This is a genomic window from Pseudomonas sp. FP2254 (assembly GCF_030687695.1).
Taxonomy (GTDB): domain Bacteria; phylum Pseudomonadota; class Gammaproteobacteria; order Pseudomonadales; family Pseudomonadaceae; genus Aquipseudomonas; species Aquipseudomonas quebecensis.
Genome location: NZ_CP117444.1, coordinates 684,835 through 708,985 on the forward strand (window position 1 = coordinate 684,835; position 24,151 = coordinate 708,985).

The window sequence follows — 24,151 nt, forward strand, 5'->3', positions numbered from 1 at the left end:
GCGGCCATCCGATTCAGGCAAGCGCTCATTCTAGCGCCGACGACCGCTGATGCGTACCCAGCCGTCGCGTTCAGCGATCGGGTCCAGGTCAAAGTCCTGGGCGTAAGCGGCGGCGACTTCCTCACCCTGTTCGGCCAGGATGCCCGACAGCGCCAGGCGGCCGCCCGACCTGACCAGGCTCGACAGCTGCGGCGCCAGGGACACCAGCGGCCCGGCGAGGATATTGGCCACCAGCACATCGGCCTGCACCTGGGGCAAATCCTGCGGTAGGTAAAGCGGGAATTTGCCTTCAGGAATGTTGTTGCGCCCGGCGTTATCGCGCGACGCTTCCAGCGCCTGCACGTCGATATCGGTGCCGACGGCTTGCTTGGCGCCCAGCAGCAGGGCGGCAATGGCCAGGATGCCCGAGCCGCAGCCGAAGTCCAGCACGTTGCTGTCGCGCAGCTCCTGGCCGTCGAGCCACTCCAGGCACAGGGCAGTGGTGGGGTGGGTGCCGGTGCCGAAGGCCAGGCCCGGGTCGAGCAGCAGGTTCACCGCGTCCGGCTCCGGGGCCGCGTGCCAGCTCGGCACGATCCACAGGCGCTGGCCGAAACGCATGGGCTGGAAGTTGTCCATCCAGCTGCGTTCCCAGTCCTGGTCTTCGATCACTTCGCTGTGATGCTCCGGCAGCGGGCTGCCGGTGAGCAGTTCCAGATGGGCCAGTACGCTGGCGGCTTCGGTGCCGCCTTCAAACAGCGCCAGCAAATGGGTGTGGGACCACAGCGGGGTGGTGTTCAGCTCGGGCTCGAAGATCGGCTGGTCTTCGGCGTCCATGAAGGTCACCGACACGGCGCCCACTTCGAGGAATGCGTCTTCGTAGGTTTCGGCTTGTTCTGGGCTGATGGCGAGACGGACTTGCAGCCAAGGCATGGCGGGCACCTTTGAAAATAATGAGTGTGCGACGGCGGGGTCGCGAAAGCGCGCAAGTTTACGCGAGCGGCGGGCAGAAGACGACACTGCTGACTGCACGCCGGTCAAATGTGGGGCTGCCCCCTCCTACCTATGGAGTGTGTACTTTTTCAAAATAGAGGGCCCACAAACAACAAAACCGCCCGAAGGCGGTTTTGTTGGGTGGAGCACTTACTGGTTGGCCAGCTTGTGTTCCAGGTAGTGAATGTTCACACCACCTTCGCAGAAGCCTTCATCGCGGACCAGGTCCCGGTGCAGCGGGATGTTGGTCTTGATCCCGTCGACCACGATTTCGTCCAGAGCGTTGCGCATGCGGGCCATGGCCTCATCGCGGGTGGCGCCCCAGGTGATCAGCTTGCCGATCAGCGAGTCGTAGTTGGACGGAACCTTGTAGCCGCTGTACAGGTGCGAATCGACGCGAACGCCGTTGCCGCCCGGTGCATGGAAATGCTTGACCAGGCCTGGACTCGGAATAAAGGTTTTCGGGTCTTCGGCGTTGATTCGGCACTCCAGGGAGTGGCCGTGCAACTTCACGTCGTCCTGGGTGTAGGACAGTGGGTTGCCGGCGGCGATGCTGAGCATCTCCTTGACGATGTCGATACCGGTAACCATTTCCGACACCGGGTGCTCTACCTGAACGCGCGTGTTCATCTCGATGAAGTAGAAACGACCTGCTTCATAGAGGAACTCGAACGTACCGGCGCCACGGTAGTTGATGTCGATGCACGCTTTGACGCAGCGTGCCAGCACTTCCTGGCGTGCTTTCTCGTCCAGGCCCGGTGCCGGGGCTTCTTCCAATACCTTCTGGTGACGGCGTTGCAGCGAGCAATCGCGGTCGCCCAGGTGGATGGCGTGGCCCTGGCCGTCGGACAATACCTGCACTTCCACGTGACGTGGATTGGTCAGGTACTTCTCCAGGTAGACCATCGGGTTGCCGAACCAGGCAGCCGCTTCGGAGCGAGTCTGCTTGGCCGCTTCGATCAGGTCTTCTTCCTTGTGCACCACGCGCATGCCGCGACCACCACCGCCACCGGCGGCCTTGATGATCACCGGGTAGCCGACTTCGCGACCAATGCGCAGTGCGGTTTCCTCGTCCTCAGGCAATGGGCCATCGGAACCTGGAACGGTTGGCACGCCGGCGGCGATCATGGCGTCCTTGGCCGATACCTTGTCGCCCATCAGGCGAATGGTTTCGGCTTTCGGGCCGATGAAGGCAAACCCGGACTTTTCCACCTGTTCGGCGAAATCGGCGTTTTCCGCGAGGAAGCCGTAGCCTGGATGGATGCCGTCAGCGCCGGTCACTTCCGCGGCAGCGATGATGTTCGAGACTTTCAGGTACGAGTTCGTGGCCAGTGGTGGGCCGATGCAGATGCTCTCGTCCGCCAGTTTCACGTGCATCAGTTCGGTATCGGCCGTCGAGTAAACAGCGACGGTCTTGATGCCCTCTTCCTTACAGGCGCGCAGGATACGCAGCGCGATCTCGCCGCGGTTGGCGATCAGGACTTTTTGCAGTTTCTTCGCAGGTTTCAACATCGAAGGTGCTCCGCGGTTCAAACGATGGTGAACAGCGGCTGGTCGTACTCAACCGGCTGACCGTTTTCTACCAGGATGGATTCGATCACGCCGGCTTTTTCAGCGGTGATGTGGTTCATCATTTTCATCGCTTCGACGATGCAGATGGTGTCGCCCACTTTCACGGTCTTGCCCACTTCAACGAAGGCTGGCGAGGTCGGTGCCGGGGTGCGGTAGAAAGTACCGACCATTGGCGACTTGACCACGAAACCGTTCAGCACAGGAGCTGCCGGTGCGGCAGGAGCAGCCGGGGCAGCCGGTGCAGCGGCTGGTGCAGCAGCGGCCGGAGCCGGCGCTTGCATCTGCGGGGCATAGAATTGTTGAGCCGGGGTCTTGCTGTGGCGGCTGATCCGTACGGACTCTTCGCCTTCCTTGATTTCCAGCTCGTCGATACCGGATTCTTCCAGCAGTTCGATCAACTTCTTAACTTTACGGATATCCATGAATCATCAACTCCCAAGGGTCGGTCAGGGGCGCTTGGCCGGTTGTTCAAGCTGTTCCAGGGCGGCCTCCAGGGCCAGTCGGTAACCGCTGGCGCCAAGGCCGCAGATCACTCCTACCGCTACGTCGGAGAAGTAAGAGTGATGGCGGAAAGGTTCGCGTTTGTGCACGTTCGACAAATGCACTTCGATGAATGGGATGCTCACCGCCAGCAGCGCGTCACGTAATGCAACGCTTGTGTGCGTAAAAGCGGCGGGATTGATCAGGATAAAGTCCACGCCTTCGCCGCGCGCGGCATGGATTCGATCAATCAATTCGTACTCGGCGTTGCTTTGCAGGTATTGCAGATGGTGGCCGGCATCACGGGCTCTCTGTTCCAGATCGAGGTTGATCTGATCGAGGGTCACTGCCCCGTAGACGCCCGGTTCACGGGTGCCAAGCAGGTTCAGGTTGGGTCCGTGAAGAACCAGTAAGGTCGCCATCGGCTGTTCCTTGTTATGGAGGTGGGTACGTCAGAACCCGGCGACTATGCCGTAAAGCCTTTGTGACTGTCCAGTTCTATGCAGTAGGCGGCACGATTAGCGAGGATAGCGCGAAATTTGTGACTGTGGGCCAGTATCCGGTCATAGGCGACACGTCCTTGAACCCTATGGAGATCAAGTGTGGGAGGGGGCTTGCCCCCTTCCACATTAGTTCTTGATATGACGCTGGATCCGGTTAGACGCGGAATGCCTGTACGGCGGTATTGAGCTGCCCACCCAGCACCAGCAGGTGCTCGCCCTGGCTGCGGCCCTGGCCGATGCGCAGCAGATTATCCTCACCCAACTGATGAATCCGCTCGCTGTTATCGCGGATTTCGCTTACCGCATCACGTTGCTGCGCGGTGACATCGGCGATGCGCACGGCGGTATCGGAAATGGTCTGGATCGCGCCGACGATTTCATCCAGTGCGCCGTCGGCCGCCTGGGCCTGCTGGGCGGTGGCTTCGGCGTGCTCGACCTGGGCGCGCATGCCTTCCACCGATTGGTGAGCGGCGCTTTGCAGACCGGCGATCAGGCCCTGGATTTCGGCGGTGGCGCCGGCGGTGCGCTGGGCCAGGGAGCGCACTTCGTCCGCGACCACCGCAAAACCACGTCCGGCTTCACCGGCGCGGGCGGCTTCGATGGCTGCGTTCAGCGCCAGCAGGTTGGTCTGGTCGGCGATCGAGCGGATCACCGTAAGTACGCCGCCGATAGTGGCGGATTCTTCAGCGAGTTTTTCGATCATCTGCGCGTTTTGCTGCACTTCACCGACGAGGGCATGCAGCCCGGTCAAGCTCAGGCCGATCACCCGCTGGCCTTGTTCCACCGCCTGGCCCGCGCTGCGGCTGGCGCCGGCGGCCTGGCTGGCGTCGCCGGCCACTTGCTGAATGGTCGCTTCCAGTTCACCCAGGGAATCGCGGATCTGCGCGGTGTCGCCGGCCTGGCGCTCGGCGCCGTCATGCAGGCCGCTGCTCAGTTCGGCGAGCGTGCGGCTGCTGCCGGCGACTTCCTCGGCATTCCCGCGAATAGTGCCCACCAGGTCCACCAGATAAGCGCGCAAGCGGTTCAGGGAGGCTCCGATATCGTGCAGTTCGCGGTTGGTCTTGCCCAGGGCAATCGGCTGGCTGAAGTCGCCCTCGGCCCAGGTCGACAGAGCGGGCGCCAGGCTGGTCAATACCCGGGCCAGGCGCCGCTGCAGGGTGTCGATCAGCAGCGCGATCAGCAGGATCAGGCCAATCATCATGCCTTGCATCAGGCGCACTTCGGCCTGGATTTTGCCATGCTGCGCGCGCACCACCGGCTCCAGCCCGGCAATGGCTTGCTGCACGGCGTTGATTTTCAGGTGCGTGGCGGCGGCCAGGTCGGCGCGCTGCTGGATCTGGGTACGGGTGCGCTTGAGTTCAGCGGGATAGCGGGTCAACAGGCTGTTGAGTTCGCGCTTGAGGTCGACGCCGGTGTCCTGAGCTTCGGTTTTTTCGGTGTTTTCCAGGCCCATCAGCGCGGAGAAATCATCGGTGTTGGATTCGGTGCTGGCTTTCACACCCAGTAATGGCAACTGTTCCAGCAGGTCGGCCTGGCCACGGATCTGGCCCAGTTCGCGCTCCACATCATCGGCCAGCTCGGCGCGTCCGCTGCTGACCAGTTTGTCGCGGGCCAGTGAGAGTTTGCCCAAGTGCTGGGAAGCGGCCAGCAGCGCTGGCAGGTAGCGTGCAGCTTCCGGCGAGTTCACGCCGGTGGCGTACTGGCTCAGCTGTTCCAGGTTCGCACCCAGCTCACGCTCGGCCTGCACCAACAAGGCTTGCGGGTCGCCAGCCAACTTGCCGGCGGCAAGCAGGTCGGTTTTGCTGAAGGCGTCCAGTTCCACCAGGCTGGGGCGCAGGCTCTGCGCCAGTTCGGCCGGCAGTTCGTGCAATTGTTGCAGCAAGCCTTCCAGGCTTTGGCTGGCGCCGCTCAAACGCAGCGCATCGCCATTGGCCAGATAGTCCTCGATATTGCGTGCCGCCTGGTTCTGAAAGGTCTGCGACAGGCTCAGGTAGCGTTCCATCAGCAGATAAGGGCGCTCCAGGGCGCGTTGCGACCACCACAGGGTCGCCCCGAGGGCCAGGCACACGGCCACTAACAGGAGGGTGTTGAGATTGGTCAGCAGCTTCAGGCGCATGCGAGGTTTCAGCCGGCAGCAAAAGATAAGTGCCTGAAGTTATTGCGTTTCTATTACAGCGTTATGACGGAGTCGGTGGATTCCGATGAAAAGATGGCACTTTGCTTTGATGTGCGCGCCGCCTGTACGCGGTTGCGTCCGCCGTCCTTGGCGCGGTACAGCGCCTCGTCGGCCTGGGCGGCCATCATCAGGCTGTCGGAACCGTCGCACAGCTCAACCAGGCCGGCGCTGAAGGTGCACCACAAATCCTGAGGCTGAGCCGGGTAGTGGATTTCGGCAAAACGTTCGCGAATTTCATCCAGCACCTTGCAGGCCGATTCCAGGTCGGTATCGGGCATCACGATGGCGAACTCCTCGCCGCCGTAGCGCCCGATAAAGTCGGTCTTGCGCAAACGTTGCTTGAGAAACAGCGCCAGACTCTTGATTACGCGGTCGCCCATCGGGTGGCCATGGCTGTCATTGACGCGCTTGAAATGGTCGATATCGAGCATCGCAAAGCTCAACGGCTTGTTCTCGCGGCGCGCGCGGAAGCTGCAGTCTTCAAGCAGTTGCAGGATATGGGTGTGGTTGTACAGGCCGGTCAGGCTGTCGCGCACCATTCGCGCCTTGAGGTGCCGGGCGCGTGCTGCGCGATTGCGCACGGTGGTGATCAGGTGGCGCGGCTTGATCGGTTTGGTGAGGAAGTCGTCGCCGCCCTCACTCATGGCGTCCAGTTGTTTGTCCAGGTCATCTTCGGCCGACAGGTAGATGATCGGCACGCTCACATAACGGTCGTTATGGCGGATCACCTTGGCCAGCTCGGTGCCGGTGCAGGCGGGCATGTACATGTCGAGGATGATCAGGTCAGGCTGGAAGTCCGCCAGTTCGGCCATGGCCTGGATCGGCTCGATCAATGTGCGGGTGACGATACCGGCACTGTTGAGCAGGCGCTCGGTGTGCAGGGCCTGGGCCCGCGAGTCGTCGATAATCAGCACTTTATAAGGGTCGTACTGAGCGACGCAGGTCAGCACTTCAATCTTTTCCAGCAGGCTGGAGGCTTCCAGCGTGCCGGTCAGGAACTCCTGGCCGCCGGCGCGTACGGCGGCCAGGCGCGTGGGCGTGTCGGTTTCGTGCAGGCTGAAAAACAGCAGCGGCAGCTTGTGCTCCAGGCCTTCCTGGGCTTCGGCGGCGAGCGTAAGGCCCAGGCCGGCGCCGCAGAAATCCACATCCATCACAATCGCCGACGGCAGGCGCTCGGCCATTGACGCGCGAAACGCCGCCACGCTGTCCAACGACTGAGCGCTCAAGCCAAAGAATTCCAATTGCTTGGCCAGGCGTTCGGCGCGGTCGTGATCGGCCAGCATCACGTAGATCGGCTTGCGCATCGGCGGCAGTAAGGTTTGCTCCAACTGGTCGCCCTGGCGCAGGCCGGTGCGCGACAGGCGCTGCATCAGTCGGTTGAGCTCAGTGATCAACTGACTGCTCAGACGGCCGCGGTTTTCATCCACCGCCCTGAGGGATTCGCCGATACGGTGCGCCAACTGACCGTGCTCGGGCTGTTCGAAACGCTCGGCAAAGCGCAGCAGGCGCAGGTTCGCGTCGTTGAGCTCGGAGAGGTCTGCATTCGACCATTCGCTGCGTTGCAGGCGCTGCCAGATCTCAAGAATTTGACGTGCCTGATGAATTACCCGCTGGGCAAAGTGCTGCTTGAGGCGCTCACGGCTGGGGTCTTCTGGCTCGGTCATATCCTGACTACTGGTGAGGGTGCATGCTGAGGGCGACTGATGGCTCTATGCTAGCACCTCTTGATCAAGCGGATGAGTGTCATACGTCAATTAACTGCGTGTCTTTGCTATTCAGTTAATGACTGGCTGGTCGCGTGCGTGCAAAAGCGTGCATCCTTTATAGTCGAACACGGCCGGTGCGCCAGTTTGGATAAAAGCGCCGCGCCGACGGGCACGATGGGGTAGGGTTGTGGTCGGAGTGTTTGAACGCACGCCATCAATTCAAGTGCATGAACTCAAGTGATTGAAAGGATATCGCCATGCTGGACTGGAAAAACCGTGCAGGCAGTGCCAAAGGCCCTGTGCCTGAGCCCAAGTCAACCAACCGCGGCTATTTTCGTACGCTGCTGATGAGCCGTGCGGTACTCAGCCTGCTCGGCGTGTACCTGCTGGTCACCGGCGCTCTGGGTTGGTACTGGAGCGAAGAGCCTGCGCTGTTTCCGGTGCAGCAAAATGCGCAGATCGCCGCCGAAAAGGACGGCAAGCAGATGGTGGTGGGCTTCACCACCGTCGAAACCCTCAAGAGCGTGGTCGGCACGCTGCTTAACAAGCCCGGCGGTTATATTTCCAACGATCGTTTCCCGCCTGGTCTGTGGATGGACAACATGCCCAGCTGGGAGTACGGCGTGCTGGTGCAGGTGCGGGACCTGACCCGCGCTCTGCGTAAAGACTTCGCCCGCTCTCAGTCGCAGTCCGCCGAAGACGCCGATCTGGCCAAGGCCGAGCCGCGTTTCAATTTCGATAACAAAAGCTGGGTACTGCCATCCAGTGAGTCCGAGTACCAGGAAGGGATCAATTCCCTCAGCCGTTATGAAGCGCGTCTGTCCGACCCCAACCAGCGCGGCGCCTTGTTCTACGCCCGTGCCGACAACCTGAACAACTGGCTGGGGGATGTGGCTACTCGCCTGGGTTCGTTGTCGCAGCGCCTGTCGGCCAGCGTCGGCCGGGTCAAGCTCAATACCGCGCTGAAAACCGAAGCCCTGGCACCGGGTGAAGTACCGCAGGTCGATGAAGAAGTGGTGGAAACCCCATGGATGCAGATCGACAACGTGTTCTATGAGGCCCGTGGTCAGGCCTGGGCCTTGTCTCACCTGCTGCGTGCGATTGAAGTCGACTTCGCCGACGTACTGGCCAAGAAGAACGCCACGGTCAGCGTGCGCCAGATCATTCGTGAGCTGGAAGCCTCGCAGGAACCGGTTTGGAGTCCTATGATTCTTAACGGCAGTGGCTTCGGCGTACTGGCGAACCATTCGCTGGTGATGGCCAATTACATTTCCCGGGCAAACGCTGCAGTGATCGATTTGCGTCAGCTCCTCAATCAGGGTTGATGATGGACGTTACTCCACGGGAGGCCGCTCACCGGGTGGCCTCCGATGCTGAACTGATCTGTTGGGTGGATGAGCAGGACAACCTGCTCGGCCATCTGGTCAGGTCAGACTTGCGCAAGCGCGGCCTTATCGGCCGTTGCACCTTTATCTTCCTGTTCAACCGCGCCGGTGAGCTCTGCGTGCACCGCCGCACTCTGAGCAAAGCCCTGTATCCAGGATTCTGGGACACTGCGGCCGGTGGGATGGTCGCGGCCGGTGAGACTTATGGTGAATCGGCGGCCCGCGAGCTGGAGGAGGAACTCGGAGTCAGTGGCGTGGAGTTGACCGAGCATGACCATTTCTATTTCGAGCAGGACGGCAGCCGGCTCTGGTGCAAGTCCTACTCCGCCGTGTGGGATGGGCCCCTGCGGTTGCAGCCTGAAGAAGTCATGGAAGCGCGTTTTTTGCCCGTCGAGACGGTCTTGAAGGAAGCTGAGCAAAAACCGTATTGCCCGGACGCCCAGGAGGGCCTGCGCCGCTATCTGGCCCTGCGTCGCTAAACTTGCATGAATTGGCGCTATTTGGCTCTTAGCAAGCGTGCTTTTTGCCGTTACACTGCGCGACTTTTCACCCGAACCGCCTTGGCGTGTCGGTAGCGCTGCCCCTGCCTGAGTGGGGTTTCGCGGTCGGTCGTCCGTTAACGGGGGCCGATCAGTCTTTGTCCTCCCAAGAGGATTGCCGGTGGCCAAAAAAGCCGCATCCTTCGCCGCCCTTGGTGGCCTGGTATTTTCCACCGACGCAGGTCGCCACTGCCCGGACTGTCGTCAGCCCGTGGACGCCTGCATCTGCAAACAGACCCTGATCCCGGAAGGCGACGGTATCGCCCGCGTGCGCCGCGAGAGCAAGGGCCGTGGCGGCAAGACGGTGACCACCATCACCGGCGTGCCGTTGGCCGCGGAGCCGCTCAAGGAGCTGGCCACCACGCTGAAAAAGCGCTGTGGCACCGGTGGCGCCTTGAAAGACGGGATCATCGAGATTCAGGGCGATCACGTCGAACTGCTGTTGGCCGAGCTGATCAAGCTTGGTTACAAGGCCAAGAAGTCCGGCGGCTGAGCCTCTTCCCGACCTGTGTCTAAACTCTGTCCTGCGAGTGGGGTCTACCTCTCTTACAGGCAAATCGTCATTTTCATTCTTTAGACTGCGCCGGCCTCGAACCCGAGGCGGTGTCTTCGACTTCATTTATAGGGGACTTCGATGTCCGTACGACGCACACGCAAAGACGATGGCAGCCAATGGACAGTTGCGGACAGCCGCAGTGTTTACGGGATTCGCCATTGGGGGGCCGGGTATTTCGCGATCAATGATGCCGGTCGCGTTGAAGTCCGTCCGAACGGTCCCGACAGCACGCCCGTCGATCTCTACGAGCAGGTCGACGAGTTGCGCAAGAGCGGCCTGTCGCTGCCGCTGCTGGTGCGTTTTCCCGATATCCTGCAAGACCGCGTGCGCCAACTGACCGGTGCATTCGACGCTAACATTGCGCGCTTGGAATATCAGAGCCAGTACACCGCGCTGTACCCGATCAAGGTTAACCAGCAGGAAGCGGTGATCGAAAACATCATCGCCACGCAGAACGTCTCCATCGGCCTGGAAGCCGGCTCCAAACCTGAGCTGCTGGCCGTGCTGGCGCTGGCACCAAAAGGCGGCACCATCGTCTGCAACGGTTACAAGGACCGTGAGTTCATCCGCCTGGCGCTGATGGGCCAGAAGTTGGGCCACAACGTATTTATCGTGATCGAAAAAGAATCCGAAGTCGGCCTGGTGATCGAAGAGGCGGCGAGCCTCAAGGTCAAGCCTCAGGTTGGCCTGCGCGTGCGCTTGTCGTCCCTGGCGTCGAGCAAATGGGCGGACACCGGTGGCGAGAAGTCCAAGTTCGGTTTGTCGGCCGCGCAACTGCTCTCCGTGGTCGAGCGCTTCCGCGCCGCCGGGCTGGACCAGGGCATTCGCCTGCTGCACTTTCACATGGGCTCGCAGATCGCCAACCTGGCGGACTACCAGCACGGTTTCAAGGAAGCCATCCGGTACTACGGCGAGCTGCGCAACCTCGGTTTGCCGGTGGATCACATCGACGTCGGCGGGGGCCTGGGTGTGGATTACGACGGTACCCACTCGCGTAACGCCAGCTCCATCAACTACGACATGGACGACTACGCCGGCGTGGTCGTGGGCATGCTCAAGGAATTCTGCGACGCGCAGAGCCTGCCGCATCCGCACATCTTCTCCGAAAGCGGTCGCTCGCTGACCGCCCACCACGCCATGCTGGTGGTGCAGGTAACCGACGTCGAAAAACACAACGACGAAATCCCGCTGATCGAAAACAAGGAAAGCCTGCCGGAAACCGTGCAATGGCTGGTGGATCTGCTGGGCCCGACCGACATTGAGATGGTCACCGAAACCTACTGGCGCGCCACCCACTACATGAGCGACGTGGCCGCCCAGTACGCCGACGGCAAACTGACCCTGGCAGAAAAGGCCCTGGCCGAACAATGCTACTTCGCCGTGTGCCGTCGCCTGCACAACTCGTTGAAAGCCCGTCAACGCTCGCACCGCCAGGTGCTGGACGAACTCAACGACAAGCTGGCCGACAAGTACATCTGCAACTTCTCGGTGTTCCAGAGCCTGCCGGACACCTGGGCCATCGGCCAGGTGCTGCCGATCCTGCCGCTGCACCGTCTGGACGAGGAGCCGCTGCGCCGCGCCGTGCTGCAAGACCTGACCTGCGACTCCGATGGCAAGATCAAACAATACGTCGACGAACAGAGCATCGAAACCAGCCTGCCGGTACATGCCCTGAACGAAGGCGAGGACTACCTGCTGGGTATCTTCCTGGTCGGCGCCTACCAGGAAATCCTCGGCGACATGCACAACCTGTTCGGCGATACCGACTCGGTGAACATCTACCAGCGTGAAGACGGCTCGGTGTACAGCGCCGGGATCGAAACCCACGACACCATCGAAGACATGCTGCGCTATGTGCATTTGTCGCCGGAGGAGTTGATGACGCATTACCGTGATAAGTGCGCCAGCGCCAAGATCAGCGCATCGGAGCGTACCCAGTTCCTCGACGCGTTGCGTCTGGGGCTGACGCGGTCTTCGTACCTGTCCTCCTGATACCGGTTCAGCGTTTAACAAGGGCCGCAGTTAACACTGCGGCCCTTTTTTATGGAGTTGGCGGTCAAGTGCCGGTTCCAAGGCACCTTTCATCTGCGCAGCGATAAGTAAACGGTCAATATACGAGGACGCACAAGTTGACCGAACAGCCGCCGGGATTGAACTTGAGGTTGAACCGGTCAATCTTGTCGCGGTTGCTATCGGCCGGCATTACGGTTAATCCGAAGCTATTGATGGGTAGGTCGATTGTTGCGTTTGGCGCGAGGGGGTGGACGTCAGAATTCTGGCTGACTATTACAGTGGAACTGCCGGCATTGCTTACCCGCATGGTTCCCTCAACGCTGTTGGGGCCTCCAGCGGTGCATCCTGCGACCGTTGCCAGGGTGCACGCTGTGACGATCCATAGTGCGGTAACGCTTATGTGTTTTGTGATGTTCATATTCGACTCTCCAGGAAGGTAGGGGGTGGATACCTCCCTGGCTATTCAACCCCCGGGTCGTCGGTTTGTAACCTGTCAGAAGTAACAGGTAGGGGATTAATGACGGGTGCCGATCCATTGTTCCTGCCGGTTCAGCCGCCAGGCGATCGCCCACAGCGTCAGGCTGCGCATCGCCATGAACAGCAGGAAGGTTATCCACAAGCCGTGGTTGCCCAGCCCCTGCAATGCCCAGGCAAACGGCGACACCATCAGCACCGTCAGCAGCATTGCGTTGCGCATCTCCCGAGCCCGTGTTGCACCGATAAACAAGCCATCCAGCAAATAACTCCACACCGCAATCAACGGCAATACCGCCAGGTAAGGCAGGTAGATATCAGCCGTTTCGCGCACGCTGGGGATATCGGTCTGCATGGCGATAAACAGATGGCCGGCGACGGTGAACAACAATGCAAATCCAAGGCTGGCAATCAGCGACCACCCGCCGGCCACCACCAGCGAACGGCGCAGGGATTGCCGGTCGCGGGCGCCGATGGCGTGGCCGCACAGGGCTTCGACGGCGTGGGCCAGGCCGTCCAAGGCGTGGGCGGTCAGCAGCAGGCCGTTGAGCAGCAGCGCGTTGGCCGCCACGGTGGCGTCGCCCAGGCGTGCGCCTTGCACGGTGATCATGAAAAATACCGACTGCAACGCCAGGCTGCGGATAAAGATGTCGCGGTTCACCGCCAGCAACGGGCGCCAGCTCTCCCATCGTTTCAATGCGGCCCAGGCGATATGCCCGGGGTAGGCGCGCAGGGCCTTTTGCGTAAGGGCCAGGCCGAGCAGGGCACCGGTCCATTCGGCGATCACCGAGGCGCGGGCGGAGCCGACCACGCCCCAATCCAAACCCAACACAAACCACAGGTTCAAGGCGATGTTCACCAAGTTGGTGGTCAGCAGAATCGCCAGCGGCGCGCGAGCGTTCTGTGTGCCGAGGAACCAGCCGACCAGGGCATAGCTGGCCAGCGCGGCGGGCAGACCGAACAGGCGAGTGTGGAAGAAATCGCGGGTCAGTTGGTTCAGTTCGGGCGAGGGCTGCATCCATTCCAGGGCCAGGTGGCTCAGGGGAGTGCCCACGGTGCCGAGCAGCATTGCCAGGCCCAGCGCCAGCAGCAAACCTTGCAGCAGAATTTGCCGCAGTGCCGCACCATCCTTGCGCCCGGCGGCCTGGGCGGCAAAACCGGTGGAGCCCATGCGCAGAAACCCCATGGCCCAGGCCAGGAAGGTATACAGGCTGGCCCCGACGGCCACGGCGCCCAGTTGGTGGGCATGGGGCAGGTGGCCGATGACCATGCTGTCGACCAGGGCAACCAACGGCACCGAGATATTCGACAGAATCATCGGCGCAGCCAGGGCCCATACGCGGCGGTGGGTGGGGCGGTCGCGCCAGTCGGTCAGTAAGGTGGACATGCAGGCTCCTTGGGGGAGCGGCATTGTAACCATCCATTAGCCCTGCAGCAGAGCCAATGTGGGAGGCGGCTGTGGGATTTGGCTGGGGGTTTCAAACGGCTGCGAACCAACCCACCCTCCGTCGGTCAATGTGACCAGTGCCACACCAGCCCCGCTCGGGCTGATATATAGTTCACACCCCGGTTTCCTCTGACAACGAGTGCCCCAATGCTTAACAAAGGACTGTTCCTGGCTTGCGCGCTGGCCCTGCTGAGTGCCTGCGATTCCTCCGACAAACCTGCTGCGCCGACCGCCCCCGCAGCCGCCACCAGCACCGCGCCCAAGCCGGTCAAGGCGGCAGTGGATGTGGCGGCGCTGAAGCAACGGTACGCTGGGCGTGAGTTGAGCGTGGTGGACGTGTCCGAGGTGCAGCTGGACGGTGCCAGCACGTTATCGGTGAGCTTCTCCATTCCTCTGGACCCGGAGCAGAAGTTCGCCGACAAACTGCATCTGGTCGACAGCAAGTCCGGCAAGGTCGACGGCGCCTGGGAGCTGTCCGACAACCTCATGGAACTGCGCCTGCGCCACCTCGAGCCGCAGCGCAAACTGGTGCTCACCGTCGACGCCGGGCTCAAGGCCGTCAACGATAATAAACTCGCCGCCGAGTACATCGCCCGCCTGGAAACCCGCGACCTGCAAGCCACCGTCGGCTTCGCCAGTCGCGGCACCCTGCTGCCGACGCGCCTGGCAGAAGGCCTGCCGGTGATCGCGCTGAACGTCGACAAGATCGACGTCGAATTCTTCCGCATCAAGCCCGAGTCCCTGCCGTCGTTCCTGGCTCAGTGGGGGCGCAATACCAGCCTGCAAAGCTACGAGTCCCGTGAGTTGCTGCCCATGGCCGACCTGGTCTATGGCGGGCGTTTCGACCTCAACCCGGCGCGCAACACCCGCGAAACCCTGCTGCTGCCGATTGCTGGCCTCAAGCAATTGCAGCAGCCGGGGGTGTATCTGGCGGTGATGCGAGCATCGGGCACTTACAACTATTCTCAGCCGGCCACGCTGTTCACCTTGAGTGACATCGGCCTCTCCGTGCATCGCTACAGCAATCGTCTCGACGTCTTTACCCAGGCCCTGGAAGGCGGCAAGGCCCTGAACGACGTGGACCTGGAAGTGCTGGACGCCGATGGCCGCGTGCTGGCCCAGGGCAAGACCGAAAAGGGCGGCCATGCGCAATTGCCGCTGCCGAAAAAAGCCCAGGTGTTGCTGGCCAAGCAAGGTGAGCAGACCAGCCTGCTGCGCCTGGACAGCGCCGCCCTCGACCTGGCCGAGTTCGACATCGGCGGCCAACCGTCCCATCCCTTGCAATTCTTTGTGTTCGGCCCGCGCGACCTGTATCGCCCCGGCGAAACCGTGCTGCTCAACGCCTTGCTGCGCGACAAGGACGGCAACGCGGTCAAGCCGCAGCCGGTGAGCGTCGAAGTGCGGCGCCCGGATGAGCAGGTCAGCCGCAAATTCGTCTGGGATGCCGACGCATCCGGCCTCTATCAATACGCCCTGCAATTGGCCGGTGAAGCGCCGACCGGGCGCTGGCAACTGGTGTTCGACCTGGGCGACGGCAAGCCGCAGCTTTACGAATTCCTGGTCGAAGACTTCCTGCCCGAACGCCTGGCCCTGGAACTCAAGGGCAGCGACACGCCGCTGAGCCCGGCGGACAGCCCGCAGATCCAGCTCACGGGGCGCTATCTCTACGGCGCGCCGGCCTCGGGCAACCGCATCAGCGGACAGGTGTATGTGCGGCCGCTGCGCGAGGCGGTCAAATCGCTGCCGGGCTACGAGTTCGGCTCCGTCACCGAGGAGGATCTGAGCCAGGACTTTGAGATCGACGAAAGCGTGCTTGACGCCAAGGGCCGTGAAGTCCTGAGCATGGAGAGCAAATGGGCCGAGGCCAAGTCGCCGCTGCAATTGATTGTGCAGGCCAGCCTGCATGAGTCGGGCGGGCGGCCGATCACTCGGCGCCTGGTGCAGCCGATCTGGCCAGCCAAGCAACTGCCGGGCCTGCGTGGGCTGTTTGACGGCAAGGAAACCAATGGCGACGGCCCGGCGGAATTCGAAGTGCTGCTCGCCAACCAGGAAGGCCAGAAGCTCGCCGCGCCCAACCTCAAGGTACGCCTGGTGCGCGAGCGCCGTGACTACTACTGGAACTACTCCGACAGCGACGGCTGGAGCTATCACTACAACGAGAAATTCCTCAACCTTGACGAGCAAACCTTGAACATCAAGGCCGGCGACACCGCCAAGGTCAGCTTCCAGGTGGAATGGGGCCCGTACCGCGTCGAGGTCGAAGACCCGCAGACCGGCCTGGTCAGCAGCCTGCGTTTTTGGGCCGGTTATCAGGCCCAGGACAATACCGAAGGCGGCGCGGTGCGCCCCGACCAGGTCAAGCTGGCGCTGGACAAACCGGCCTATGGCGATGGCGACACCGCTAACATCACAGTCACGCCGCCGGCCGCGGGCAAGGGCTACCTGCTGGTGGAATCCGCCGAAGGGCCGCTGTGGTGGCAGGAAATCGACGTGCCGGCCGAAGGCAAAAGCTTTGCCGTGAGGCTTGATCCGAAATGGTCGCGTCATGACCTGTACGTCAGCGCCCTGGTGATTCGTCCCGGCGAACGCAAAGCCAATATCACCCCCAAACGTGCGGTGGGCCTGCTGCACCTGCCGCTGGACCGCACCCAGCGCAAGCTCGGCGTGACCCTCACCGCACCGGAAAAAATGCGTCCCAAGCAACCGCTGAAAGTGAAAGTCGCCGCCCGGAATGCCGATGGCAGCGTGCCGAAACAGGTGCATGTACTGGTGGCGGCAGTAGACGTGGGTATCCTCAACATTACCGAATACCCGACGCCGGACCCGTACGCCAGCCTGTTCGGCCGCAAGGCCTATGGCGTGGATCAGTTCGATATCTACGGCCAGTTGATCGAAGCCGGGCAAGGCCGTCTGGCCAGCCTGGCGTTCGGCGGTGACGCGGCGTTGGCCAAGGGGGGCAAGCGCCCGGACACCAGCGTGACCATCGTCGCCCTGCAAAGCGCGCCGGTGACTTTGAATGACAAGGGTGAGGGTGAAGTCAGCGTCAATATTCCCGACTTCAACGGCGAACTGCGCCTGATGGCCCAGGCCTGGAGCGATGACCGCTACGGCATGGCCGAAGCCAGGACGGTGATCGCTGCGCCGCTGGTGGCCGAACTGTCGGCGCCGCGCTTCCTGGCCGGCGGCGATCAGACGACCCTGGCGCTGGACCTGTCCAACCTGTCGGGCAAGGCGCAGAAACTCGATGTGCAACTGAGTGCCGAAGGCCAACTGGAACTGGTCAATGCCGGCGCGCAATCGGTGGAACTGAAACAAGGCCAGCGCACCACGCTGCGCATCCCGGTCAAAGCCTGGGGCGGGCTGGGACAGGGCAAGCTCAAGGTGACGGTCAACGGGCTGGACCTGCCGGGCGAACAATTGCCGCCGTTCAGCCGCGAATGGACCCTGGGCGTGCGCCCGGCTTATCCGGCGCTGCTCAAGCATTACCGCGCGGTGCTCAAGAACGAGCCGTGGAGCCTGCCCGTCGGCACGCTGGACCAGTTCGATGCCTCGGGGCGTGAGGCCTTGTTGAGCCTGTCGAGCCGGCCGCCGCTGAACCTGGGCGCGCAGATCAGTGCGCTCAAGGCCTATCCGTATGGTTGCCTGGAACAAACCGCCAGCGGCTTGTACCCCTCGCTGTATGCCGACGACGCGTTGCTCAAGCGCCTGGGCGTCAAGGGTGAGCCGGATGCCGAGCGCAAGCGCAAGATCGAGCTGGGCATCGAGCGCCTGCTGGGCATGCAACGCTACAACGGCAGCTTTGGCCTGTGGGGCGCCGACGGCGAAGAGGAATATTGGCTGACCGCTTACGTCACCGACTTCCTGTTGCGCGCCCGTGACCAGGGTTTTGCCGTACCGGCCGAAGCCCTGAAAAAAGCCAGCGAGCGCCTGCTGCGTTACGTGCAGGAGCGTAACCTGATCGACGTCGACTACAGCGACAACGCCGACCACACCCGCTTCGCCGTGCAGGCCTACGCCGGCATGGTCCTGGCGCGCAGCCAGCAGGCGCCGTTGGGGGCCTTGCGCAGTATTTTCGAACGGCGCAGCGACGCGCGTTCCGGGCTGCCGCTGGTGCAATTGGCGATTGCCCTGCAAAAGATGGGCGACCAACCGCGTGCCGACCAAGCTTTGCTCGCCGGCCTGGCCGCACAACGCAATACCAAGGAGTGGCTGGCCGACTACGGCAGCCCGCTGCGCGACCAAGCGATGATTCTGGCGTTGCTTGAGGAAAATGACCTGGCCAAGGGCAAGCGTGAGGAGCGGTTGTTCACCTTGTCCGATCAACTGGCGGCCAGCCCGTACCTGTCGACCCAGGAGCGCAATTCGCTGTTCCTCGCCGGCCGCCTGGGGTTCGCGCAACCCGAGGCGAACTGGCAGGTGTCGCTTACCGGCAGTGGCGGGGTGCATGAGTTGAATAATCAGCAGCCGACGCTGGCGCTCGAAGGCAAACTATTGTCCGGCGATCTGGCCCTGAGTAATCAAGGCGACACGCCGGTGTACCAGCAGTTGACCCTCTCGGGTTATCCACAAGTGCCGCCGACAGCGGGGGGCGACAACCTCAGTATCCGGCGCGAATACCTGGGCATGAACGGCCAGCCGTTGAACCTGCGCAACCTCAACAGCGGCGACCTGGTGCTGGTGCATGTGGCGGTCAGCGCCAAGCAGCGGGTGCCGGACGCACTGGTGGTAGACCTGCTGCCGGCGGGCCTGGAACTGGAAAACCAGAACCTGGCACAAAGCGCCGCCAGCCTGGAAAACGCCAGCAGCCAAGTGAAGGAATGGCGTGAGTCGATGCAGAACGCATCGCTCAAGCATCAGGAGTTCCGCGATGATCGCTATGTGGCGGCACTGAACCTGGACAGCGATGTCACCACGCACCTGCTGTATCTGGCGCGTGCCGTGACGCCGGGCATCTATCGCGTGCCGCCGCCGCAGGTGGAGTCGATGTATCGGCCGAATTGGCAGGCGGTGGGTGACACCCCGGCGGACCTGGTGATCAAGGGGCGCTGATTTCTCAACGTGGGATCGGAACTGATGTGGGAGGTGGCAAGGCCCCTCCCACAGCGGCAATGACAGTCTTGGGGGTCAGTGCACGACCCAACTGAGCAGCCACAGGCCGAGCATCAGCCAGATGATGCCCATGATTATTGACGCCCGCATAAAGGCGCGAACGGCCGAGTAGAGCAGCATCAGGCCGATGATCAGGGTGATGATGCTGATGATCGACGTGTCCATGCCCAAGGTGCGGGACAGACCCTCGACAAAGTTACTGCCGGCGTGGGTCAGGGCACCGAACAGTCCGCTGAGGCCATCGACGATAAAGCGGATGACGGAACCGAGCGCCTGGCCCAGCCATTCGAAGAAGCTTTCAACCTGCATGTGAGTGTCCTGATCAGAAGGTGGGCGTGTGTGTGCCTTTGGTTGTAATTGCAGCGGGCTAGTTCCCCACAAGCATAGAGGTTTGCCGGTTTGAGGTTTCGTTTAATCATGGCTGGATGCGCTCGGCTGTCACAGTTACTGCGCTGGGTTTTGGGTGTTGTGCTGGTAGTGATCGCGCTGCTTTGGCTGGCGGACCGCCTCTGGCCCCTGCCGCTGCCCAAGGACGACCTGGCGCGGGTGGTGCTGGCCGAGGATGGCACGCCGTTATGGCGGTTTGCCGATGCCAATGGTGTGTGGCGCTACCCGGTGCAGACCCGTGAGGTGTCGCCGTACTACCTCGACGCGCTGCTCACCTACGAAGACCGCTGGTTTTATCAGCATCCTGGCGTGAACCCGCTGGCGTTGGTGCGGGCGACCTGGCAGAACCTGGCCGGGGAGCGGGTGGTGTCGGGTGGCAGTACCCTGTCGATGCAGGTGGCGCGTCTGCTGGACCCGCATTCGCGTACCTTTCACGGCAAGTTGCGCCAGCTGTGGCGCACGGCCCAATTGGAGTGGCATCTGTCCAAGGCCGAGATCCTCAACCTGTACCTCAACCGCGCGCCCTTTGGTGGCACCTTGCAGGGCGTGGCGGCGGCCAGTTGGGCTTACCTGGGAAAGTCCCCGGCGCAGTTGACCCATGCCGAGGCCGCGTTGCTGGCGGTATTGCCCCAGGCACCGAGCCGCCTGCGCCCGGATCGCCATCCGCAACGCGCGCAGCAGGCCCGCGACAAAGTGCTGCGGCGCCTCGCCGAATTCAAGGTGTGGCCGCAGGCCGCAGTCGATGAAGCCCTGGAGGAACCGCTGCTGCTCGCCCCGCGCCTGGAGCCCAGCCTGGCGCCGTTGCTCGCGCGCCGCCTGAACCGTCCCGACAGCCCGCCGCTGATCCGCACCACCCTCGACGCCACTCTGCAACGTCGCCTCGAAGACCTGTTGCTGGGCTGGCGTGCGCGCCTGCCGGAGCACACCTCGGCCGCGATCCTGGTGGTGGAGGAAGAAAGCATGGCGGTACGCGCTTACCTGGGCTCGGTGGACATCAACGATGCCAAGCGCTTCGGGCATGTGGACATGGTCAATGCCTTACGCTCGCCGGGTTCCACCCTGAAACCTTTCCTGTATGGCATGGCGCTGGATGACGGCTTGATTCATTCCGAGTCGCTGCTGCAGGACGTGCCCCGGCGCTATGGCGATTACCGTCCGGGCAATTTTTCCATGGGCTTTACCGGCGCGGTGCCGGCGAGCACTGCGCTGTCCAGTTCGCTTAACCTGCCGGCGGTGCAATTGCTGGAAGCCTACGGGCCCAAGCGCTTCGCCGCGCAGATGCGCATCGGCGGCGTGCCCCTGGCGCTGCCGGCGCTGGCCGAACCGAACCTGGCGCTGATCCTGGGCGGCGCGGGCAGCCGCCTGGAGGATCTGGTCAGCGGCTACAGTGCCTTTGCCCGCGACGGCAAAAGCGCCACCCTGCGATTTCAGCCGGACGATACGCTCAGAGAACGGCCGCTGCTGTCGCCAGGGGCTGCCTGGATTGTGCGGCGCATCCTCAGCGGCCAGGCTCGACCGGATCGCGACCCGCGTGCCGAGTTGGTGCAGCGTCCGGTGCTGGCCTGGAAAACCGGCACCAGCTACGGCTTCCGTGATGCCTGGGCAATTGGTGTGGGGCCGCGCTACTTGATCGGCATCTGGATCGGCCGCCCGGACGGCACGCCCGTGCCTGGCCAGTTCGGACTGGCGTCGGCGGCGCCGCTGATGCTGCAGGTGCACGATGTGCTGACCAACCGCGACAGCCAGCGCGGCATCAGCGCGCCAGTCAAAGCGGTGCCGGCCAATGTCGGCGTGGCGGCGATCTGTTGGCCGCTGGGCCAGCCCATGAGCCGCACCGACCCCAATTGCCGACGCCAGCGCTTTGCCTGGACGCTGGACAACACCACGCCGCCGACTTTACAGGCGTTGGATCAGCCGTTGAGCGTGGGCTTGATGGAGAGCGTTTGGGTCAATGCCAAGGGTTTGCGTGTGGACGCCCACTGTCCCGGCGCGGTTGCCAGGAATATCGCCCTGTGGCCCGCGCCGCTGGAGCCATGGCTGCCCAGGACTGAACGCCGTGAAGCGCGCATCCCGGCGGCCGACCCGGACTGCCCGCCACCGGCCTTGGCGGCTTCTTCACCGTTGTCGATTGTCGGTGTGCGCGAAGGCGACCAACTGCGCCTGCCCGCCGGCAGCCAGCAGGCTTTACAGCTAAAACTATCCGCCCTGGGCGGCAGCGGCCGGCGCTGGTGGTTCCTCAACGGCGCGCCCCTGGGCGACAGTGCCAACCAGGACAGCGTCAATGCCAGTTTCGAGCGCTTGGGCCGCTACCAGCTCAGTGTGTTGGATGAGGCCGGTCAAACCGCCAGGCTTGAATTCAGCGTGGTGGATTAGGGCCTCATCGGGGGCAGCCCCCTCCCACTTTTTGATATGTAAATGCATTCAAATGTGGGAGGGGGCTTGCCCCCGATGGCGGCCTGAAGACCAACCCAGGTGATTCACTTGCCTTCAACGCTCATCCCCCCGAAGCTATACACCTTCAGGAGCCCGCCCCATGAACCTCGAACACCTCACCGAACGCCTGCATCGCATCCGCGATACCAACGACTGGAAACCGTTTCACAGCCCGAAAAACCTGGCCATGGCTGCCAGTGTGGAAATGGCCGAACTGGTGGAAGTCTTCCAATGGCTCACCGAAGATCAATCCCGCCAATTACCCGCCGACACACTTGCCCACGCCGGGCAGGAAGTCGGCGATATCGTGTTGTACCTGTTGTTGCTGTGCAGTGAGTTGGGCCTGGACATGAACGAGGTGGTGCGTGCCAAACTGGCCGACAGCGAACGGCGGTTCGCCCCATGAGTGATCGTCACTTCGATCAACTGGCCACGCGCTTCGCCGAAAAAATCTACGGTGGGGCCAAAGGCGCGATCCGCCTGGCGGTGTTGCAGGCCGACCTGGCCGAAGCGCTGCCTGATCGCCCATTGCGCGTGCTCGATATTGGCGCGGGCCTGGGGCATATGTCGCTTTGGCTGGCCGAGCGTGGTCACCAGGTAACCCTGGCCGAACCCGCCGCGCCGATGCTCGAAGGTGCTCGCCAACGCTTCGCCGAAGCCGGGCAGCATGCGACCTTTATCCACGCGCCCTGGCAGGAGCTGCTCGGCCAACTCACGCAACCCTATGACCTGGTGCTGTGCCACGCCGTGCTGGAGTGGCTGGCCGAACCCCACGCCATCCTGCCGGTGCTGCATCAGCTGACCGAGCCGGGCGGCTGGTTGTCCCTGGCGTTCTACAACCGCGATGCGCTGATCTACCGCAACCTGCTCAAAGGCCACTTCCGCAAGATGCGCAAGAACGACATGGCCGGCGAAAAGCAAAGCCTCACGCCGCAACAGCCCCTCGACCCGCGAGAGCTGGCGGCGCAACTCGAAGGGCTGTGGCAGGTCGAAAGCCAAAGCGGGGTGCGGGTCTTCCACGACTACATGCCGGTGGAGTTCCAGGCTCGCGCCGCATTGCAGGACCTTATCGAGATGGAGCTCATTCACCGTCGTCACCCAAGCTTTGCCGGACTTGGGCGTTATTTGCACTGGATCTGCCGTCCGGTTTAAGCGGCCCAGTCCGGGGAGGTCGAAATGCGTCGTCTGTGTTTGATCCTGCTGTCTCTCGGGCTGGGCGCATGCTCCAGCCCCAACCCTTATGTGGCCGCTTCGGCGCCGATCCCGCCGATCCCGCCGGCACCGCCGCAGGCTGCCGGCACCTTCGATGCCAGCGCCTACCCGGCGCCGGTGCGGGACTACGGCGCCTATCGCAATTGGGCCTGGCGCAACGGCCGGCTCCCGGCGGGTACGGCCTGGGCCGACTCGGCACAAATCGCCGAAGCGGTCAGCGGCGCGCTCGACCAGCGCGGCCTGCGCCCGCTGCACGACAATCGCCCGGCGGACTTGCTGGTCAGCGCCGACGTGCGCCAGGAGAAACGCCTGCGCCAGGTCCAGGACGATTACGGCTACGGTTACAGCGGCTACAACCGCTATGGCCCGGGCTACGGCATGTACAACACGGTGCCGGTGGTACGCACCTATGAGGTGCAGGTGGTGGTGGTTCGCATCAACCTGTTCGATGCCCGCAGCGGCCAGCCGGTATGGAGCGCCAGCGCGGAAACCGGCAGCCAGGGCAGCCTCGGCGAGCGGGCCGAAGCATTGCGCCAGGCCGTACAAAAGGCCATGGCCGCGTACCCTCCCCGTTAACCGCTATTCTCATTTAACGCACCGGTCGCTTTTGGAGAATCACCATGTTCCGTCGTCTCGCTACGCTTGCGTTTGCCATGCTGCTGGGCGGTTGCCAGACCAGTCAGGTCAACCACGACTTCGATGCCAGCCGCGACTTCGGCGCGTACCGCAGTTGGGCCTGGAAAGACCCTGCCCTGCAGTACCGCCCCGATGACCCGCGCATCCAGAGCGACCTCACCGAACAGCGCATCCGCCAGGCCGTCGGCGAACAACTTGATCAGCGCGGTCTGCGCCCGGCCGCCGCCGGTACCAAGGCGGACGTGAACGTGCAGGCCTACCTGATCGTCGAAGACCGCCAGCAACAAGTCACCACCAACTATGGCGGCGCCTGGGGCGGCCCATGGAACGGCTACTGGGGCGCGCCGATGTACAACGAAACCCGCAACATCACCTACAAGGTGGCAACCATCCAGATCGACCTGCTCGATGGCAAGGACGGCAAACTGGTGTGGCGCGGCAGCGACGAACAACTGATGAGCAGCACCCCGAACCCACAGGATCGCAACAACGCGATCCGCACCACGGTCACTCGTATCCTCTCCAGTTATCCACCCCATTGATCGCTGACCGCC

Annotated in this window: 17 protein-coding genes and 1 pseudogene; 10 read left to right on the top strand and 8 right to left on the bottom strand. The window is 62.8% G+C overall.

Going from position 1 to position 24,151, the window contains the following annotated elements; translation table 11 throughout:
- Nucleotides 1-30: 30 nt before the first annotated feature.
- The 6 genes and pseudogenes from prmA to PSH94_RS02965 form a co-directional block, all read right to left on the bottom strand.
- Nucleotides 31-909 carry a 50S ribosomal protein L11 methyltransferase gene (gene prmA / locus PSH94_RS02940; RefSeq protein ID WP_181080888.1) on the bottom strand — a complete coding sequence of 293 codons (879 nt, stop codon included), beginning with the start codon at nt 907-909 and terminating at the stop codon, nt 31-33.
- A 210-nt stretch (nt 910-1,119) separates the two neighbouring features.
- Nucleotides 1,120-2,481, bottom strand: a complete 1,362-nt coding sequence (gene accC / locus PSH94_RS02945; RefSeq protein WP_181080887.1) for an acetyl-CoA carboxylase biotin carboxylase subunit — start codon at nt 2,479-2,481, stop codon at nt 1,120-1,122.
- Nucleotides 2,482-2,498: 17 nt separating this feature from the next.
- Nucleotides 2,499-2,963: an acetyl-CoA carboxylase biotin carboxyl carrier protein gene (gene accB, locus PSH94_RS02950; RefSeq protein ID WP_181080886.1), complete on the bottom strand. Its 465-nt coding sequence runs from the start codon at nt 2,961-2,963 to the stop codon at nt 2,499-2,501.
- A 24-nt stretch (nt 2,964-2,987) separates the two neighbouring features.
- On the bottom strand, nt 2,988-3,443 hold the full coding sequence (gene aroQ, locus PSH94_RS02955) for a type II 3-dehydroquinate dehydratase (RefSeq protein ID WP_034095685.1): 456 nt from the start codon (nt 3,441-3,443) through the stop codon (nt 2,988-2,990).
- Between the two features lie 235 nt (nt 3,444-3,678).
- Nucleotides 3,679-4,194, bottom strand: a pseudogene (locus tag PSH94_RS26010) (methyl-accepting chemotaxis protein); the annotation flags it as partial.
- 1,499 nt (nt 4,195-5,693) lie between these two features.
- Nucleotides 5,694-7,364, bottom strand: coding sequence for a PleD family two-component system response regulator (locus PSH94_RS02965; protein ID WP_181080884.1), 1,671 nt, complete (start codon nt 7,362-7,364; stop codon nt 5,694-5,696).
- 389 nt (nt 7,365-7,753) lie between these two features.
- Here PSH94_RS02965 and PSH94_RS02970 point away from each other — a divergent pair, with 389 nt between their 5' ends.
- The 4 genes from PSH94_RS02970 (at nt 7,754) to speA (ending at nt 11,878) form a co-directional block, all read left to right on the top strand.
- The gene (locus PSH94_RS02970) at nt 7,754-8,731 is read left to right on the top strand and encodes a DUF2333 family protein (RefSeq protein WP_370694758.1); all 978 of its coding nucleotides are present in this window, start codon (nt 7,754-7,756) and stop codon (nt 8,729-8,731) included.
- Nucleotides 8,732-8,733: 2 nt separating this feature from the next.
- Complete coding sequence (locus tag PSH94_RS02975) at nt 8,734-9,270, top strand: NUDIX hydrolase (protein WP_305437711.1); 537 nt, start codon at nt 8,734-8,736, stop codon at nt 9,268-9,270.
- A gap of 181 nt (nt 9,271-9,451) precedes the next feature.
- Nucleotides 9,452-9,823 carry a translation initiation factor Sui1 gene (locus PSH94_RS02980; protein ID WP_181080881.1) on the top strand — a complete coding sequence of 124 codons (372 nt, stop codon included), beginning with the start codon at nt 9,452-9,454 and terminating at the stop codon, nt 9,821-9,823.
- A gap of 141 nt (nt 9,824-9,964) precedes the next feature.
- Nucleotides 9,965-11,878, top strand: a complete 1,914-nt coding sequence (gene speA / locus PSH94_RS02985) for an arginine decarboxylase (RefSeq protein ID WP_181080880.1) — start codon at nt 9,965-9,967, stop codon at nt 11,876-11,878.
- A gap of 535 nt (nt 11,879-12,413) precedes the next feature.
- Here speA and PSH94_RS02990 read toward each other — a convergent pair.
- Nucleotides 12,414-13,760 (bottom strand): MATE family efflux transporter, encoded by a 1,347-nt coding sequence (locus tag PSH94_RS02990; RefSeq protein WP_305436405.1) that lies wholly within the window; start codon nt 13,758-13,760, stop codon nt 12,414-12,416.
- A 207-nt stretch (nt 13,761-13,967) separates the two neighbouring features.
- On the opposite strand from PSH94_RS02990, the gene PSH94_RS02995 reads away from it, so the two are divergent.
- Nucleotides 13,968-18,869 carry an alpha-2-macroglobulin gene (locus tag PSH94_RS02995; RefSeq protein WP_305436407.1) on the top strand — a complete coding sequence of 1,634 codons (4,902 nt, stop codon included), beginning with the start codon at nt 13,968-13,970 and terminating at the stop codon, nt 18,867-18,869.
- Between the two features lie 75 nt (nt 18,870-18,944).
- On the opposite strand, the gene PSH94_RS03000 is transcribed toward PSH94_RS02995, so the two are convergent.
- Nucleotides 18,945-19,238 carry a hypothetical protein gene (locus PSH94_RS03000; protein ID WP_034095695.1) on the bottom strand — a complete coding sequence of 98 codons (294 nt, stop codon included), beginning with the start codon at nt 19,236-19,238 and terminating at the stop codon, nt 18,945-18,947.
- A gap of 108 nt (nt 19,239-19,346) precedes the next feature.
- On the opposite strand from PSH94_RS03000, the gene pbpC reads away from it, so the two are divergent.
- From pbpC to PSH94_RS03025, 5 genes are all read left to right on the top strand, one after another.
- Complete coding sequence (gene pbpC / locus PSH94_RS03005) at nt 19,347-21,689, top strand: peptidoglycan glycosyltransferase PbpC (RefSeq protein ID WP_305436409.1); 2,343 nt, start codon at nt 19,347-19,349, stop codon at nt 21,687-21,689.
- A 160-nt stretch (nt 21,690-21,849) separates the two neighbouring features.
- The gene (locus PSH94_RS03010; RefSeq protein ID WP_305436410.1) at nt 21,850-22,155 is read left to right on the top strand and encodes a MazG-like family protein; all 306 of its coding nucleotides are present in this window, start codon (nt 21,850-21,852) and stop codon (nt 22,153-22,155) included.
- Nucleotides 22,152-22,901: a methyltransferase domain-containing protein gene (locus tag PSH94_RS03015; protein ID WP_305436411.1), complete on the top strand. Its 750-nt coding sequence runs from the start codon at nt 22,152-22,154 to the stop codon at nt 22,899-22,901. The genes PSH94_RS03010 and PSH94_RS03015 overlap by 4 nt, the downstream gene beginning before the upstream one ends.
- Nucleotides 22,902-22,925: 24 nt before the next feature.
- Complete coding sequence (locus tag PSH94_RS03020) at nt 22,926-23,537, top strand: DUF4136 domain-containing protein (RefSeq protein ID WP_305436412.1); 612 nt, start codon at nt 22,926-22,928, stop codon at nt 23,535-23,537.
- Between the two features lie 44 nt (nt 23,538-23,581).
- Nucleotides 23,582-24,139: a DUF4136 domain-containing protein gene (locus tag PSH94_RS03025; protein ID WP_181080872.1), complete on the top strand. Its 558-nt coding sequence runs from the start codon at nt 23,582-23,584 to the stop codon at nt 24,137-24,139.
- Nucleotides 24,140-24,151 lie beyond the last annotated feature (12 nt).

Coding starts and splice junctions, on each gene's coding strand:
- accC (WP_181080887.1), bottom strand. CDS start 2,481: ATGTTGAAACCTGCGAAGAAACTGCAAAAAGTCCTGATCGCCAACCGC.
- PSH94_RS02965 (WP_181080884.1), bottom strand. CDS start 7,364: ATGACCGAGCCAGAAGACCCCAGCCGTGAGCGCCTCAAGCAGCACTTT.
- PSH94_RS02990 (WP_305436405.1), bottom strand. CDS start 13,760: ATGTCCACCTTACTGACCGACTGGCGCGACCGCCCCACCCACCGCCGC.
- PSH94_RS03000 (WP_034095695.1), bottom strand. CDS start 19,238: ATGCAGGTTGAAAGCTTCTTCGAATGGCTGGGCCAGGCGCTCGGTTCC.
- PSH94_RS02995 (WP_305436407.1), top strand. CDS start 13,968: ATGCTTAACAAAGGACTGTTCCTGGCTTGCGCGCTGGCCCTGCTGAGT.
- PSH94_RS03025 (WP_181080872.1), top strand. CDS start 23,582: ATGTTCCGTCGTCTCGCTACGCTTGCGTTTGCCATGCTGCTGGGCGGT.
- PSH94_RS03020 (WP_305436412.1), top strand. CDS start 22,926: ATGCGTCGTCTGTGTTTGATCCTGCTGTCTCTCGGGCTGGGCGCATGC.
- prmA (WP_181080888.1), bottom strand. CDS start 909: ATGCCTTGGCTGCAAGTCCGTCTCGCCATCAGCCCAGAACAAGCCGAA.
- accB (WP_181080886.1), bottom strand. CDS start 2,963: ATGGATATCCGTAAAGTTAAGAAGTTGATCGAACTGCTGGAAGAATCC.
- PSH94_RS03015 (WP_305436411.1), top strand. CDS start 22,152: ATGAGTGATCGTCACTTCGATCAACTGGCCACGCGCTTCGCCGAAAAA.
- PSH94_RS02970 (WP_370694758.1), top strand. CDS start 7,754: ATGAGCCGTGCGGTACTCAGCCTGCTCGGCGTGTACCTGCTGGTCACC.
- pbpC (WP_305436409.1), top strand. CDS start 19,347: ATGGCTGGATGCGCTCGGCTGTCACAGTTACTGCGCTGGGTTTTGGGT.
- aroQ (WP_034095685.1), bottom strand. CDS start 3,443: ATGGCGACCTTACTGGTTCTTCACGGACCCAACCTGAACCTGCTTGGC.
- speA (WP_181080880.1), top strand. CDS start 9,965: ATGTCCGTACGACGCACACGCAAAGACGATGGCAGCCAATGGACAGTT.
- PSH94_RS03010 (WP_305436410.1), top strand. CDS start 21,850: ATGAACCTCGAACACCTCACCGAACGCCTGCATCGCATCCGCGATACC.
- PSH94_RS02975 (WP_305437711.1), top strand. CDS start 8,734: ATGGACGTTACTCCACGGGAGGCCGCTCACCGGGTGGCCTCCGATGCT.